At 72.0% G+C, this 16,212-nt stretch carries 7 protein-coding genes; 5 read left to right on the top strand and 2 right to left on the bottom strand.

Annotation, left to right across the window (positions count from 1 at the left end; translation table 11 throughout):
* Positions 1–674: 674 nt before the first annotated feature.
* Entirely contained in the window at positions 675–1,139 is a 465-nt protein-coding gene (locus tag NBW76_RS16280; protein ID WP_055969582.1) for a helix-turn-helix domain-containing protein, read from the bottom strand.
* 57 nt (positions 1,140–1,196) lie between these two features.
* On the opposite strand from NBW76_RS16280, the gene NBW76_RS16275 reads away from it, so the two are divergent.
* The 5 genes from NBW76_RS16275 to NBW76_RS16255 all read left to right on the top strand — a co-directional run bounded on the left by NBW76_RS16275 (position 1,197) and on the right by NBW76_RS16255 (position 13,730).
* Positions 1,197–2,603 (top strand): MFS transporter, encoded by a 1,407-nt coding sequence (locus tag NBW76_RS16275; protein WP_056552755.1) that lies wholly within the window; start codon positions 1,197–1,199, stop codon positions 2,601–2,603.
* Positions 2,507–3,391, top strand: coding sequence for a thioesterase family protein (locus tag NBW76_RS16270; protein ID WP_369814958.1), 885 nt, complete (start codon positions 2,507–2,509; stop codon positions 3,389–3,391). Before NBW76_RS16275 ends, NBW76_RS16270 begins: the two co-directional genes overlap by 97 nt.
* Before the next feature lie 100 nt (positions 3,392–3,491).
* On the top strand, positions 3,492–4,256 hold the full coding sequence (locus NBW76_RS16265; protein ID WP_056552749.1) for a sulfite exporter TauE/SafE family protein: 765 nt from the start codon (positions 3,492–3,494) through the stop codon (positions 4,254–4,256).
* A 221-nt stretch (positions 4,257–4,477) separates the two neighbouring features.
* Positions 4,478–12,796, top strand: a complete 8,319-nt coding sequence (locus NBW76_RS16260; RefSeq protein WP_162239199.1) for an isopeptide-forming domain-containing fimbrial protein — start codon at positions 4,478–4,480, stop codon at positions 12,794–12,796.
* 217 nt (positions 12,797–13,013) lie between these two features.
* A complete protein-coding gene (locus NBW76_RS16255; RefSeq protein ID WP_055969567.1) occupies positions 13,014–13,730 on the top strand; it encodes a GAF and ANTAR domain-containing protein in 717 nt (238 codons plus the stop codon).
* 19 nt (positions 13,731–13,749) lie between these two features.
* Here the strand turns inward: NBW76_RS16255 and NBW76_RS16250 are convergent, their stop codons facing one another.
* Positions 13,750–16,209, bottom strand: coding sequence for an excinuclease ABC subunit UvrA (locus NBW76_RS16250; protein ID WP_082480158.1), 2,460 nt, complete (start codon positions 16,207–16,209; stop codon positions 13,750–13,752).
* Positions 16,210–16,212 lie beyond the last annotated feature (3 nt).

Below are 16,212 nucleotides of genomic sequence, written 5' to 3'. Positions count from 1 at the left end.
GGGCAGTTCGAGGTTTTCGGGGGCGATCGGGGCGCTTTCGAGCGTGCTCGTTGTCGGTGTACTGACTGTCTGCACTGGGCTTGGAGCGGGTGCGGGCAACGTGGCTGAAGCGGGAGCACGGAAAGTCCTGGGTGCTTGAAATGGACTACTTCAGTTCATACTGGCGCTTCATGAACTGGGTCGCGCTATTTCTCATGCTGGGTCTAGGCTGTCTCGCAGTCGCCATCGGGGAATTCGCAGGGGCTCTGCTGTGCTTTGGCATCGCACCTCTCAACTACTGGATGACTCGGGTCTTGGACAAGAAATAGATGGGACTGCTACACCGTCAGGTGACAGGCGCAGCGCGACCCTTCGCCTCGACCGGAACAGTCCGCGCAGCTGGGACGGAAGCCGAGTCGCTGTGTGTCGCAGGCGGCCTGGGAGAGCGCCGGTAGCAACTCAACACGGCTTGAGGACTAGTGGGCGCGCACCCCCCGCGCACCCCCAGACCGCTACTGCATGGAACGGTTGCAACGAGAAGCGCTGAAAGGCGGCTGCGGACAGCATCGCTGGGGGTTTCCGGGCTCTCGTAATGAAAAGGTCGTCGGTTCGATTCCGACAGGCGGCTCCGAAAGGTCTCGGAGCAGGCGCGTGCTGGACGACGGTCGTCGTTCGCATCCGCGTCGCTGCGCCCCTCAGCTGCTGACGACCAGCTCGTCGAGCGCGACGACATGCCCCTCCGTGCAGCGCACCTCGGCCTCGACGTCGGCCCCGCAGTCGGCGTGGACGAAGCGGGGGGAGGTCCGGGCCCCGGTGTGCCGGCGCCCCCACGCGGCCAGGGCGAGGAGGACCGGCAGCAGCTCCTCGCCGCTCTCGGTGAGCACGTACTCGTGCCGCGTGCGCTGGCCCGGCTCGCGGTAGGGGCGACGTTCGAGCAGACCGGCCTCCAGCAGCTCGCGGAGGCGGGCCGAGGCCACGGCGTCGCTGATGCCCACGCGAGTGGCGAGGTCGTCGAAGCGGCTGGTTCCGTACGACACCTCGCGCATGAGGAGAAGTGCCGAACGGGTGCCGACCACGTGCAGCGCACGGTCGATGGGGCAGTGGTCGCCGGGGGACCTGCGGTCGGGGGACGCGAGGCGTCCTTCGAGTCGGGCGGGCATGGACCGATCCTACGCCCTGGCTTGGCAGGACCATAGCCAGGCACTAGGTTGCTGGCTATGCCTCATCCTAGCCAGGGTGCGCGAGCGGTCGTGCTCGTCACCATCGGTGCCGCCTTCATGTCCAGCCTCGACCTGTTCGTGGTGAATGTCGCGTTCGACGACATCGGGCGCGACCTGGGCGTGGGCACGCCTGGCGGCCCCACTGCCGCGGACCTGAGCTGGGTGCTCAACGCCTACGCGGTCACCTTCGCGGCCCTGCTCGTCCCGTTCGGACGGCTCGCGGACCGCTACGGGCGCAAGCAGATGTTCGTCGGTGGGCTCGCGCTGTTCGTCGCGGCGAGCGTGGCCTGCGCCCTCAGCACGGGCGTCTGGATGCTGGTGGCCTGCCGGGTCCTGCAGGCCGCGGGCGCCGCCGCCATGACGCCGACCAGCCTCGGCATCCTCATGGGTGCCCTGCCGCCCGAGCGGCGCGTGGGCGCGGTGCGGCTGTGGGCGGCGACCGGCGCGCTGGCGGCAGCGTTCGGGCCGACCGTCGGAGGCGTGCTCACCCAGCTGTCGTGGCACTGGGTGTTCCTCATCAACCTGCCCATCGGGCTCGGCCTGCTGTGGCTCGCGGTCACGGTCGTGCGCGACGCGCGCACCGACGACGACGCGGTCCGCCCGGACCTGGCCGGCGCGGTCGTCTTCGCGGCAGAGGTCGGCCTGCTCGCTCTCGGCCTGACCAAGAGCAACGACTGGGGATGGGCGGACCCGCGAACCGCCGGGTCGCTCGCCGGCGCGGTCGTGCTCGGCACGGTGTTCTGGGCACAGTCGCGTCGTCACCCTTCGCCGGTCATCCATCCAGCGCTGCTGCGTGTTCGCTCGTTCCGCTACGCCAACCTGGCCATGCTGGTCTTCAACGTCGCCTTCGCCGCACAGCTGCTGGTCGGGATCCTCTGGCTGCAGCAGATCTGGGGCTACTCCTCGCTCCGGACCGGCTTCGCGGTGGCCGTCGGCCCGATCATGGTCCCCGTGACGGCCGCCCTCTCGCACCGCTTCCTGCCCCACGTCGCGCCCGCCCGACTCGTCGCCGCGGGCTCCATCGTGTGCGCGGTGGGCAACGTGTGGATGGTGTCGGTCATGGGCGTCGAGCCGGCGTTCGTGTCGGCCTACCTGCCGGGGTGGCTGCTGGGCGGCATCGGCGTCGGGCTGGCCCTGCCGAACCTCATCGCCGGCGGCACCCGTGACCTTGCGCCAGACCAGTCCGCTACCGGCAGCGCCGTGGTCACCATGTCGCGCCAGATCGGCTTCGTCGTCGGGGTGAGCGTGCTGTTCGCCATCGTCGGCAGCGCCCAGGGTGTCGCCGCTCGCGACGGCTTCGTTGCCACGTGGTGGGTCTGTGCCGGGGCTCTGGTGGTGGCGGCGGTGCTTGCCCTCGGCATGACGAACCGCGTTGCTCAGCCGGTCACGGCGGCCCGGTCGTGACGGTCCGGCCGTCGGTGCACCCCGTCGAAGGGTCGGGGCACCCTGGCTACGGTGCGTCGTTCACCCGCGACTGGTGGTCCTTCGCGGGCGTCATGGGGGGTGTGACCGCCGGTGCCGTCCTCGATGCGGTCGCCGCCGAGGTGCCACCGGACTGGCGCGTCCGGACGGCCACGTTCCAGTACCTGGCCGGTGTGCGCGACGACCCGCTCGAGATCGCGGTCCGGACCGTCCACCAGGGACGGAGCTCGGTGGTGAGCTCCGTCGAGGCGGCGAGCGCGGGCCGTCCGGCGTTGCTGGCGACCGTCCTCTCGGCTCCCGTCGACGAGGAGCAGGGCTCGTTCACCGACGTCGCGATGCCCGACGTCCCCGCGCCCGGCCGGTGCGAGGAGGTGAAGCTCCCGCGCGACCTGGTCCCGGTGAGTGCACAGCTGGAGTTCCGCTTCGCCACCGAGGCGCGGCCGACCGTCGGCGGTGACACCGCCGAGCTGGTCGCGTGGGTTCGGCTGCGGACGGAGGGTCGCTACGGTCCTGGTGAGCTGGCGGTCATCAGCGACGCGATGCCGCCCGCGCTGTTCGGGATCGCCTCCACCCCGGTGCTGATGCCCACCGCCGACCTTTCGCTGGTGCTCGGCCAGCACCCGCCGACGTCCGGGTTCGTGCTGGTCAGGATGAGGGCGCGCCACCTCGACCGTGCCTGGGCCGTCGACGACTGCGACGTGTGGTCCGACGACGGTGCGCTCCTCGTGCAGTCCCGCCAGTCGCGCCGGCTGCTGGGCCCGCTCTCGTGACATCGGTCGCGCGGAGGGGCCGGCGGCATCAGTCCCGCTCGACGCGCTGACGTAGCCTCGACGGTCGGGACGGCGCACCTGCGCCCCGGGGGAGGTCGAGATGGGTCCGGTCGAGATCACGGTGATCCTGCTCGCGGGACTGGCGGCGGGGACGATCAACACCGTCGTCGGGTCCGGCACCCTCATCTCCTTCCCGACGCTGCTGGCGCTCGGCGTCCCACCGGTCACCGCGAACGTGTCGAACGGCATCGGGCTCGTCCCCGGCTCGGTCTCGGGGGCCATCGGGTACCGGCGCGAGCTGCGTGGCCAGCGTCGGCGAGCCATGCGGCTCGTGCCCGCGTCCGCCGTCGGCGCTGTCGCCGGTGCGGTCCTGCTGCTCGTGCTCCCGGCGTCGGCGTTCTCGGCGATCGTGCCGGTGCTCATCCTGCTGGGCTGCGTGCTCGTGGTGCTCGGGCCGCGGATCTCGGCCGCCGTCGCCCGACGGCACGCCGAGCGCGGCGGGCTGTCCGAGGACGGTGCCTGGTGGACGCGACCGCTGGTCGCGTTGACCGGCGTCTACGGCGGCTACTTCGGTGCCGCGCAGGGCATCATCCTGCTCGCCGTCATGGGCATCGGGATCGATGACGAGCTGCAGCGGCTGAACGCGCTGAAGAACGTGCTGGCGGCCGTGGCCAACGGGGTCTCGGGCCTCGTCTTCATCGCCGTGGCCGACGTCGACTGGCTCGTGGTGCTGCTCATCGCGATCGGCTCGGCCGTCGGCGGGCAGGTCGGGTCGACCGTCGGGCGACGTCTCCCGGCGTCGGCGCTGCGCGTGCTCGTGGTCGGGGTCGGCGTGGTCGCCCTCGTCACGTTCCTGCGCGGGTGAACCACCTCCGGTGGCGCCGCCGGACCGTATGACGCACCTCACTCCCGACGGCCGCTCGGTTGGCGCAAAGTGGCACGGAGAACCTGTGACTTCTGCCAGGATGTGGACCTGAGGAAGTCGTTCATGTTTGTGTACCGTCGGGGAGTCGGCGGGTGCTTGAGGGAGCTCTGCCAGTGCGTCGTCGCACCATGCCGCGTACGCGGCTCGTCCACCCTGCCGTCGTGGTCGCGCTGGTCGCGGCCTTCGTCGCCGTCGTCCCGGTCGCGCCGGCCGTGGCCGCCCAGTCGATGACGCTCAGCGCGTCGAGCGACCCCGTGCTGGTGGGTGAGGACGTGTCGTACTCGCTGCGCGCCACCAACACCGGCGACGAGGACCTGTACAACGTCACGTTCCGGGCCGTGCTGCCCGCCGGCATCACCTACGTGCCCGGGTCGACCCGTCCGGACAGCGTCGGTGACCCCGTGGTGTGGACCTCTGCCGAGGGCGAGCAGACCCTCGTGTGGCGCAACGTCGACGACGCCGCGCGGTCCGGCAGCGTCTCCCTCGCCTTCGACGCCGAGCCGGACACCGACGTGTACCCCGTCGGGTCCACCGTGCCGGTCGACCTGGACGTGTACGCCAACAGCGACCCGCGGCTCGTGCCCCGGTTCACCCCGGCCGGCACGTTGCTGGATCGCTCGACCGCGTCGGCGACGACCACGAGCACCACCGCGGTGAGCGCGATCGCGCTCTCGAAGTCCGAGCCGAGCCCGGAGCACGAGCTCCTGCGCGGTGTGCACGACCACCCCACGACGTTCACGCTGCGCGTCCGCAACAACGGCTCGACGCCCACCGACGACGTCGAGGTCGTCGACTACCTGCCCGCCGGCCTGGAGTTCCTCGGCTGCGGTGGTGTCGACAACGCCCCGGCCGGCTTCGAGGAGTACCCCGGCTCCGGGCGACTCACCGGCACGCCCGCCGCGGGCGCGGACTGTGCGACGCCGGTCTCCGTCGAGACGGTCGACTCCGACCTGCCCGCCGGGTACCCGGCCGGGGTCTACACGAAGGTCACCTGGGACGTCGGCACGCTGGCCGGAGGCGGCAGCCGCACCCTGACCTACGCCGCGGGCATCCCGATGCGCGAGAACGTCATGCCGCAGGGTGAGTTCACCGGGACCGCGAACCTGACGAACAACACCGGTGCCCCGACGCGCGAGGGCGCCACCGAGAAGGCCTACACGAACCGCGCGATCGCCAGCGGCACGTACACCGGGACGATCGAGGGCGACCCCGCCGACAAGACGGTGAGCGCGAGCGCGCGCGTGACCGTGACGTCCGAGGACGTCGCCGTCCAGAAGTCCGTCGCGCCGCGCACCTTCGTCCAGGGTCAGGTCGCCACGTACACGCTGTCCGTCCAGGGCAGCGAGTACACGACCGCGTCCGACGTGGTCCTCACCGACGACATGCCCAACGGCCTGTGCCCGCTCGACGACGAGACGAACCACGAGAACACCTCGGCCGCCGAGTGCGCGCGAGGCGGCTCCTTCGCGCCCACGGGTGGCGCCTCCTACGCCGACGTCGAGGACCTGGACGCCGACGGCTTCCGCATCACGTTCACGCCGTTCGAGCTCGAGCGGAGCCAGGTCCGCACGATCACCTACAAGGCGCGGATGCGCAGCGCCTACGAGGGCAGCACCGAGCCCACCAGCTCCGGCGACAGCTTCGTCAACACGGTGGCGCTGCAGGGCCGCACCACCAAGGTGCCCGCGTCCGAGAGCGGGACCGACCCGGTGACCGTCAACGACGAGTCCCAGGCCTCGATCGGCACCGAGGGCCCCCGTCTCGACAAGACGGTGGGCACGCAGGCCACCCCGATGAGCTGCGCCGCCACCAGCTACATCGACAACCGTGCCGGCGACGAGTCCGTGCTGTCGTACCGCAAGGGCGATCGGGTCTGCTTCAAGATCCGGGTCGACTTCTCCGACGCGACGGCCACCCGCGCCCCCCGCGTCTCGGACTTCCTGCCCGACGGCGTCGTGTACGAGGCAGGCTCGGCCACGCCCACCGCGGCGAACGACGTCACGATCTCCACCGACGAGGCCACCGGCAACCCGGTCTTCACGATCGGGGACGTGATCGCCGGCCAGCGCTTCGTCGAGCCCGGTGCCGTGTTCGAGGTGGTCCTGAGCGGCATCGTCTCGACCCCCGGCGACGCCGACGTGGACGTGAAGGGCAACCTGGCGAAGTTCCGCTACCTGGACCAGCAGGGCCGTTCGCAGTCGCTGCGCGACCAGGTGACCTTCTACGTCGCGCCGCCGCCGACCGTCGCCATCGAGAAGTCCGTGGACGACGCCGAGGTCCGCCACGGCGACGTGTCGACCTTCTCGGTGAAGGTCACCAACGCCAGCGACACCGATGACGTGGAGGGCAACGAGCGCGCCGTCGACGACGTGCAGGTGCGCGACCTCCTGCCCCCGCAGTACACGTGCGGCGACGTGAGCGCCATCTCCGACGGCGGCGCGTGCGCGACCGTCGACGGTGTCGCGGTCGTCTCGTGGACCGTCACGACGGCGCTCGCGCCCGGCGACTCCACCACCCTCACGTACCGCGCGACCACGCCCACCACCACCGCCGCCGGCCGCAGCTACGTGAACACGGCGGGCGTCCGCTCGTTCGCCGCCGCCACCAACGTCGGGACCGACGGCCGCACCACCCACTACCCGCGCGAGAACATCGACCCCGCCGTCACCGCAGCGCAGATGGACGCCCCGCCCGCGAAGGACACCGCCAGCGTGCGGCTCCCGGCGGTCGAGGTGGAGAAGACCAACGTCACCGACGTCGACTCCGAGACCGGCAACGGCGACCACGACGCCGTGAGCGGCGAGGGGATCGACTACACGATCACGGCGACCATCCCCGCGCGCACCACGGTGTACCGGGCGACCTTGAAGGACGTGCTGCCCGCGAACCTGCAGGTCACCGGCTCGACGATCGTGTTCCGTCCCGACGCGGGCAGCGCCACCACGGCACCCCTGCCCGCCTCGATCGAGTCAGACGGCAACCACGGCGTGCGGTTCCCGGCCACCTACACGAACGCCACGGAGACCGACCAAGTGGTGGTGCTCCAGATCGCCGCCCGGGTGGCTCCCGGCACGACGGCGACCGGGACGCGGACCAACACGGCCACGTTCACCTCGACCGCCGGACCGGCCGACGCCACCGGCACCGAGTCCGTGCAGGACACCTCGGACGTCCAGGTCAAGCTGCCCGTCCCCAAGCTGACGAAGACCTCGAACCCGACCTCCGTGGTGGGTGCGGGCCAGGACGTGACGTACACGCTCAAGGCCGAGAACACCGGTCCGGTGCCGCTGCACGACGCGGTGCTGACCGACTGCCTGCCGCTGGCGCTGACGCTCGACGCAGGGACGCTGCCGTCAGGCGCGACCTCGGCCCAGGCGACCGGCAGCCAGTGCACCTCGACGTCGTTCACCTACATCACCGTGCCGGTCGGCTCGCTCGAGCCGGCCGAGTCCCGGTCGTTCACCTACACCGCGAAGGTCGCGGTCGACGCCGCCGGTGGCGCGTCGTACCGCAACGACGCACGCCTCGTCGGTAGCACGCTCGACGACGGACGCAACGACAACAGCACCGAGACCACGGTCTCGACCACCGCGAACAAGACCGTCACCACGACGTCCGCCTCGCTCACCAAGTCTGTGCTGCCCCTGACGCCGACCATCGGGGACACGGTCACCTACACCGTCCGGGCGACGTTCGCGCCGAACCTGAACTACTTCGACGCCGCCGTCACCGACACCGTCCCCACGGGGCTGGACCTCTCGTCGCTCAGCGACGTCACGGTCACCTGCGCCCACAGCACCGCACCCACCACCTGCCCTGCGGACGCCACGCCCCTGACCGCGTCGGGCCGCACCGTGGGCTGGGGCCTCGGTGACCTGGCGCCGGACACCGCCTCGCGCGTCTACACGATCACCTACCGGCTGAAGGTCGCCGACGTCGCCGGCAACACCACCGGCGCCACGCCGACCAACGCCGCCAACGTGCGCTGGAGCTCGGTCAACGGCACCGACCCGACGAGCGCCGGCCACACCTGGACCCGCTCGGGCACCCAGCGGACCGCCGCGGTGACCATCCGGCAGCCGACCGTCGCCGTGGCCAAGACGGTCGACGAGGCGACGCCCGAGCCCGGCCAGGTCTTCACGTACGCCGTCACCGCCACCAACCCCGGTGGGACCAATGTCAGCGACGCGTTCGAGGTCGTCGTCACCGACCGCGTGCCCCAGGGTGTCGTGGTCGACACCGACACCATCTCCGACGACGGCAGCTACGACGACGCCACCCGCACCATCACGTGGCGGCTCCCGCAGCTGACCGTCGGCGCGCCCGGCAACAGCCGGCGCCTGACGTACGACGCGCGACTCGCGGCGAGCGGGACCCTCGACGGGAGCGCCCTCGTCAACACGGCCACCATCGCCGGCTACGAGAGCCGCGCGACGGGTGGTCGCACCTACACCGGACCGTCCACGACCCGAAGCGTCACGCCGCAGCTGCCCAAGGGCACCGTGCAGAAGAGCGTCGTCGGCGGCCCCACCGCCGAGGTCGGCAAGGACAAGACCTTCCGGGTGGTCGTCCGCAACACCGGCGCCGCGACCGCCACCGTCGACGTGACCGACACGCTCCCGACGAACTGGGTCCTCGGCAGCTCGGCCACCGTGGGCATCGGCTCGGCGACGGCGCAGCCGACGCCACCGCAGGTCGGCGACGACGACCCTCGGGTGCTCACGTGGCCGGCCCTCGGCCCCGTGGCGCCCGGCCAGGACGTCGTGATCACCTACACCGCGCGGCCGACCGCCGACGCCACGACCTCGCCGGGGTCGGGGAGCAGCGTCCCGCACGTCAACACGGCCGCCATCGTGGTCAAGGACGCCACCGGGGCCACGGGCAGCAAGACCGGTTCGTACGCCGGTCCCGATGCCACGGCCGAGGCCCAGATCAACCGGGCCGACCTCACCCTCGAGAAGAAGGGTGACGGGACGCTCGTCGCGGGTCGTCCCTACTCCTGGAAGCTCACGGTCGGCAACGCCGGTCCGGACGCCGCCACGGGTGAGATCGTGCTGACCGACGAGCTGCCCGACGAGCTGACCGGCTACACGGCCTCCGGCACCGGCTGGAGCTGCTCCGTGGGCACCACGGACGTCACGTGCCGCCACGCCGGTCCGGTCCCCGTCGGGGGCACGCTGCCCGTCGTGACCGTCACCGGCCAGGTCCCGAGCGACCTCGGGACGACGGCGTCGATCACCAACAGCGCCGAGGTCGAGGGCTCGGTCTTCGAGTCCGTCACGACGAACAACACCGCGACGTCGACGGTTCCGGTCACCGCCCTCGCCGACGTGGCCGTCGCCAAGAAGCTGAGCGGGTCCCTGGTGGCCGGCCAGACCGCCACGTGGACGCTCGACGTGACCAACCTCGGTCCGTCGACGGCTCGCGGCCCCCTGACGGTGAAGGACACGCTGCCGTCCGGCACCACCTTCGTCTCCGCCGAGGGTGACGGCTGGACGTGCGACGAGGCCGAGGGCGTCGTGACCTGCACGTCCGAGGAGGACCTCGCGCGGGACGCCGCCGCGCCGCAGCTGGTCGTGGCCGTCGACATCCCCGCCGACCGCACGGCCGCCGTCGAGAACGTCGCCTCGGTCAAGAGCGCCACGCCGGAGCCCGTCACCCCCACGGCCTCGGCCAACGACCGCGACTCCGCCGAGGACACGCCCACGCGGACCGCGCTGCTCACCACGTCGAAGGTGGTCGAGGGCGACACCCAGCTGGTCGCGGGTGCCACCGGCACCTACGTCATCGGTGTCGCCAACGCCGGGCCGTCCACGGCCACCGACGTCACGGTGACGGACACGCTGCCGGAGGGCCTGACCTACCGCGGTGCCCGGGGCACGGGGTGGTCCTGCGACGAGGACGCCGGCACCGTCACGTGCACGCTGAGCGGCTCGATCGCCCCGAAGGGCAGTGCCGGCGTGGAGATCGACGTCGAGGTCGGATCCGACCAGACCGGTGAGATCGTCAACACGGCCAAGGCCGTCGCCGAGGAGGACCCCGACGGCTCCGAGGCCGTCGACGGCAACGTGCCGGACCAGGACTCCGACTACACCGTCGAGAAGAGCCACACGGGCGACGCGACGGCCGGGACGTCGCTGGACTACACCATCGAGGTCACGAACCGCGGCCCGTCGGACTCACCCGGCCCGCTCGCGGTGGAGGACCGGCTCCCCGCCGGCATGACCTTCGCCGACGTCTCCGGCGGAGGCTGGACGTGCGAGGCCGGGCAGGCCGACGAGACGGGCCAGGACGTCGCGTGCTCACGCACCGGTGGCCTCGCCGACGACGCCTCCACGTCGTTCACGCTCACGGTCGACGTCGCCGCCGACGCCGGTCCCGCCACGCTCGTCAACAGCGTCGCCGTGAGCGGACCGCAGGAGACGGACGTCTCGAACAACACCGACAGCGACCCGACGGTCGTCGTCGACGAGGCCGACGTGTCCCTCACCAAGACCGCCGCCGTCGACACGGTCGACGCCGGAGCCGAGCTGTCCTGGACCCTCGGGGTCGAGAACGCCGGCCCGTCCGACGCGGACGCGGTGACGGTCTCCGACACGATGCCGGCAGGCCTCACGGTCACGTCCGTCGCCGGAGACGGTTGGACGTGCGAGACGTCCGACGCCGCGTTCAGCTGCTCGCGGCCGACCCTGGCCCCGGGCGCCGCCCCGTCGCTGACCCTCGTCACGAAGGTCGGCAGCGGTGTGGACGCGAGCACGGTGATCACGAACACCGCGACCGTCACCACCACGACGCCGGGTGACGACGACGAGGACAACACCGATGCCGACGACGTCTCGGTGACCACGCACGCCGACCTCGCGGTGTCCAAGACCCACACGGGCACCCCCGTGGCGGGCCGCCCGTTCGCGTTCACGATCGGCGTCGAGAACGAGGGACCCTCGGACGCGCGGTCGCCGATCACGCTCACCGACGAGCTGCCGCCCGGCATGACGTACGTCGGCACGCCCGGCCCCTGGACCTGTGTGGCGGGGCCGGTCGCCACCGCGGGCCAGACGGTGGAGTGCGAGCTCGCTCCCACCGCCGGGCTCGCCGCGGGAGCGTCGACGCCGGACCTGGTCATGACGGTCGACGTGGCGTCCGACGCCTCGGGCGACGAGCTGGTCAACGTCGTCACGGTCGCGAGCGACACGGACGACCCGGAGTCCGGCAACGACGAGGCGCGCGACACGGTGACGCCGACGGGATCGGCCGACCTGTCGATCACGAAGTCGCACCGGGGCGAGGCCACGGTCGGCTCACCGTTGGAGTTCACCCTCCAGGTCCGCAACGACGGTCCGTCGGAGGCGCGTGACGTCGAGGTGGCGGACCTGCTCCCCGACGGACTCACCCTCGAGTCGATCTCGGGGGAGGGGTGGACCTGTGACGACGACGCCGCGTCCTGCACGCTCGACGAGCCGCTCGCGGTCGACACCGACGCCGACCCGATCACGGTGGTCGCCACCGTCGAGCCCGGGTCGTACCCGGCGGTCGGGAACGTGGCCACGGTCTCGTCCGCCACGCCCGACCCGGAGAGTGGCAACGACCGGGACGTCGACGAGGTGACGGTGCCTGCACTGGTGGACCTCTCGATCGACAAGCAGGTCGAGGGCGAGCTGACCGTGGGCCGTCAGGGGACCTACACGCTGACCGTCCGCAACGACGGTCCGACCGCCGACCCGGGCCCGGTCACGGTGACCGACACGCTGCCGGCCGGCCTGACCTACGTGTCCGCCGAGGGTGAGGGCTGGCGCTGCGCGGAGGATGCGGGGACGGTCACCTGCGTCGACGAGGACGGTCTCGTGCTCGACGAGTCCAGCTCGGTGCTGCTCACGGTCGACGTCGGCGCCGCGGCCTACCCGACCGTGGTCAACACGGCGCGGGTCGCGACGCCGAGCGAGCAGACCGACACCGACGACGACACGTCGACGGTCGAGGCGCCCGTCGCAGGGTCCGCGCTCGTGTCGATCGACAAGTCCCTCGCCGAGCAGGACGACCGGACAGCCGTCTGGACGCTGGAGGTGCACAACGCCGGACCGACCGAGACCACGGCCGACGTCGTGGTCACGGACGCCCTGCCGAAGGGCCTGACCCTCGTGTCGGCTGCGGGCCGGGACTGGACGTGCGAGACGACCAGCCGCCGGGCCACCTGCACCTACGACGGGCGGCTGGGCGTCGACCAGACGAGCGAGATCGAGCTGCGCACGACGCTCACGGCGGCCGCGGGCGAGACGGTCACGAACGTCGCGTCGGTGTCCGCCGGCGGGCTCGGCGGCGACGCCAGCGTGGACGACGCGACCGTGACGGTGCCGGCGGAGGACGGCGGTCTGCTGCCCGGCGGACTGCTGCCCAGCACGGGTGGGCCGGCCTGGTGGCTCCTGCTGCTCGGCATGCTCGGTCTGGCCGTGGGCACGGGCGTCCTGCGCCGACGCGAGGGCTGACCGGGCGGGGCCGCGCCCTGGCGGGCGCGGCCTCGGCGGGGGCGGGGTGGCTCCGGATCCGACCGCTTGCCTGGACGGCCCCGACTCCGTCCGGGCGAGCGGACCGGTGCCCTCGTCCGGACACGCGGCACGGGCCGAGACGCTTCTCGCTAGATTGTGTCCCGAGCGCGCTTCGGCACAGAGGCGGGCGCGGACCGCAAGATCGCTGGAGCAGCACGTGAACGAGAACGAGAACGACCACTACGACCTCAACCGGACCCTCGCGGCGATCGCCGCCGACGCCTCCGGCAGCGGGAGCTCCCACGAGGTCATCGCGAAGCTCTCCGAGCACGTCGCATCGGCGGTGGACGGTGCCGACGGCTGCGCGGTGTCGCTGAACCTCGGCGACGGGCACATCGTCACGGTCGGCGCGACCGACCCCGACCTCGACGCTGCCGACCGGTTTCAGAACGAGCTGGGCGAAGGGCCGTGCCTGGAGAGCTTCCGCGAGACGGAGGTCGTGCACGTGCAGGACCTCCGGGTCGACCAGCGCTGGCCCCGCTGGGCCAAGCCCGTGTCCGAGCAGCTGGGGTTCCGCTCGATCCTGTCGGCTCACATGACCACCCAGCAGCGGCGGGTGGGAGCGCTCAACGTCTACGCCCGGCGGGCGGACGCCTTCACCGAGCGCGACGTCGCGCAGATCCCGTTCTTCGCGGCCCACGCCGCCGCGGCGATCGCCGCGGCCCGGCAGGTCGAGCAGCTGAGGGAGGCTCTCGTCTCGCGGACCCGGATCGGTCAGGCCGAGGGGATCGTGATGGAGCGGCACGGCATCCAGGAGGAGGAGGCGTTCGCGTTGCTGACCCGTCTGTCCCAGCACCGCAACGAGAAGCTCCGCGACGTCGCCGAGACGATCGTCGCCCGTCGGTTGATCCCCGAGGACCCCCTCGACACGTGAGCCCGCTCGGCGCAGCCGCTCAGCCTCGTTCCACCGCTGCGCGCAGGTACGGCGCCGTCACGCTGTCGGCCACGTCGAGCAGCTCGGCGGGCGTGGTCGCGGCCACCACCGTGCCGCCTCGGTCGCCACCGCCGGGGCCGAGCTCGACGACCCAGTCGGCAGCGGCGACGACCTGCATGTCGTGCTCCACCGCCACGACGGTGTCACCGCCTTCGACCAGGCGGTTCAGCACGCGCACCAGGTCGCGCACGTTCACGGGGTGCAGGCCGCCGGTGGGTTCGTCGAGCACGAAGACCGTGCCCTCGCGACGCGGTCGCTGGAGCTCGGTGGCCAGCTTGATGCGCTGTGCCTCGCCCCCGGACAGCTCCGTGGCGGGCTGGCCGAGCGTCAGGTAGCCCAGGCCCACGTCGAGCAGCGTCGTGAGCGCGCGGTGCACGGCGGGCACGTCGTCGAAGAAGTCCGCCGCCTCCTGCACGGTCATGGCCAGCACCTGCCCGATGTCGCGCTCGCGGTAGAGCACCTCGAGCGTCTCGGGGTCGTACCGGGACCCGCCGCACGTCGGGCAGGTGGAGTAGCTGGTCGGCAGGAACACGAGCTCGATCGCCACGAAGCCCTCGCCCTCGCACGTCGGGCACCGGCCTGCGTCGACGTTGAAGGAGAACCGCCCCGCCGTCCATCCGTGTTCCCTGGCCTCGGGGGTGGCCGCGAAGAGGCGTCGGACCGGGTCGAACAGACCGGTGTAGGTGGCCAGGTTGGAGCGCGGCGACCGACCGATGGGCTTCTGGTCGATGACGACGATGCGTCGCGGGCCCTCTGCCGAAGGATCGGCCGCAGCGGCCTCCAGCTGCTCGACCATGGCCGTGAGCAGCGACGACTTGCCCGACCCCGACACCCCGGTGACTGCCGTGAGCACACCCGTCGGCAGTCGGACCTCGACGTCGCGCAGGTTGTGCAGCGAGATGGGATCGAAGTCGATCCAGTCGGCTGGCGTCCGCGCGCTCAGGGCCGGCGGCTCCGTGCGGTCGAACATGAAGTCCGCCGTGCTCGAGTCCGCCACGTCGGCCAGCGCCGCGGGCGGTCCGCTGTGCACGACGTGGCCGCCCAGCACCCCGGCGCTCGGGCCGACGTCGACCACCCAGTCGGCGTGGCGTGCGATCGACAGGTCGTGCTCCACCACGAAGAGCGAGTTGCCCGCGGCGACGAGGTCGCGCAGCGCGTCGTAGAGCGCGGCGGAGTCCGCGGGGTGCAACCCGGCCGACGGCTCGTCGAGCACGTAGAGCACGCCGAACAGGCCGGCCCGCAGCTGTCCGGCGAGCCGCACGCGCTGCAGCTCGCCCGGGGACAGCGCGGTGCTCGAGCGGTCCATGGACAGGTAGCCGAGGCCGAGGGAGATGATCGACTCCACGCGCGCACCGAAGTCCTTGACCAGCGATCTCGCGGCGGACGCCGCTGCCGCGCCGTGCCGGTCGGTGCCGCGGGCCTGGTCGGCCAGCCCGCCGTCGAGCAGGGCGCACACCTGCGACAGCGGGAGCGCGGCCATGTCCGCGATGTCGATCCCGGCGAAGGTGACGGCGAGGGCAGCAGGGCGCAGACGCTTGCCGTCGCACGTGGGGCACGGACCGTCGGCGACGAACGCCTCCAGCTTCTCGCGCTGCGCGGGGGACTGGGTCTTGGCGAGGTTGCGCATGAGGTACTTCTCCGCCGACGACCAGTGCCCGTGGTACGCGCTGGCCTCGCCCTGCTTGTTGCCCTGCAGGAGCATGCGCGGCTCCTCGTCGGTGAACAGGATCCAGTCACGATCGCTCTGCGACAGCGTGTGCCAGGGGGCGTGCACGTCGATGCCGAGCTTGGTGACCATCCGCCGCACGTTCTGGCCGACCCACGCGCGGCTGGCCCAGACGCCGATCGCGCCCTCGTCGATGGAGAGCGATGGGTCGGGGACGAGCAGCTGCTCGGTGGTGCGTCTCGAGACGCCGCTGCCCTGGCACGTGGGGCACGCGCCGACCGCCGTGTTGGGTGAGAACGCCGACGCCGGGAGGTGCTCGGCGCCCTCGGGGTAGGTGCCCGCCCGGCTGTAGAGCAGACGCAGCACGTCCGACAGGGAGCTCAGCGTGCCCAGCGTCGACCGGGAGCTGGTGCCACCGCGTGCCTGCTGCAGGGCGACGGCCGGCGGCAGTCCCTCGATGGTGTCGATCTCCGGGGCGCCCACCTGCGACATCAGCCGTCGCGCGTAGGGGGCGACGGACTCGAAGTAGCGACGCTGCGACTCCGCGAAGACGGTCCCGAACGCCAGCGAGGACTTCCCCGACCCGGAGACGCCGGTGAACGCCACGAAGCAGTCGCGCGGCAGGTCCACGTCGACGTCGCGCAGGTTGTGCTCGCGTGCCCCGCGGACGCGGATCCAGCCCGACGACCCGGAGGGGAGATCGGTGCCGTGGAGATCCGGGCCGTGCAGGTCGGTGTCGCTGCGAGAGGCCATCGG

It is taken from the genome of Aeromicrobium sp. Leaf245 (assembly GCF_942548115.1).
Lineage (GTDB): Bacteria > Actinomycetota > Actinomycetes > Propionibacteriales > Nocardioidaceae > Aeromicrobium.
This window is presented reverse-complemented; position numbering and strand designations above follow the sequence as displayed.

What these genes read in the sequence shown, in the direction of transcription:
- NBW76_RS16250 (WP_082480158.1), bottom strand. Translation starts at nt 16,209, where the DNA reads ATGGCCTCTCGCAGCGACACCGACCTGCACGGCCCGGATCTCCACGGC.
- NBW76_RS16280 (WP_055969582.1), bottom strand. Translation starts at nt 1,139, where the DNA reads ATGCCCGCCCGACTCGAAGGACGCCTCGCGTCCCCCGACCGCAGGTCC.
- NBW76_RS16275 (WP_056552755.1), top strand. Translation starts at nt 1,197, where the DNA reads ATGCCTCATCCTAGCCAGGGTGCGCGAGCGGTCGTGCTCGTCACCATC.
- NBW76_RS16265 (WP_056552749.1), top strand. Translation starts at nt 3,492, where the DNA reads ATGGGTCCGGTCGAGATCACGGTGATCCTGCTCGCGGGACTGGCGGCG.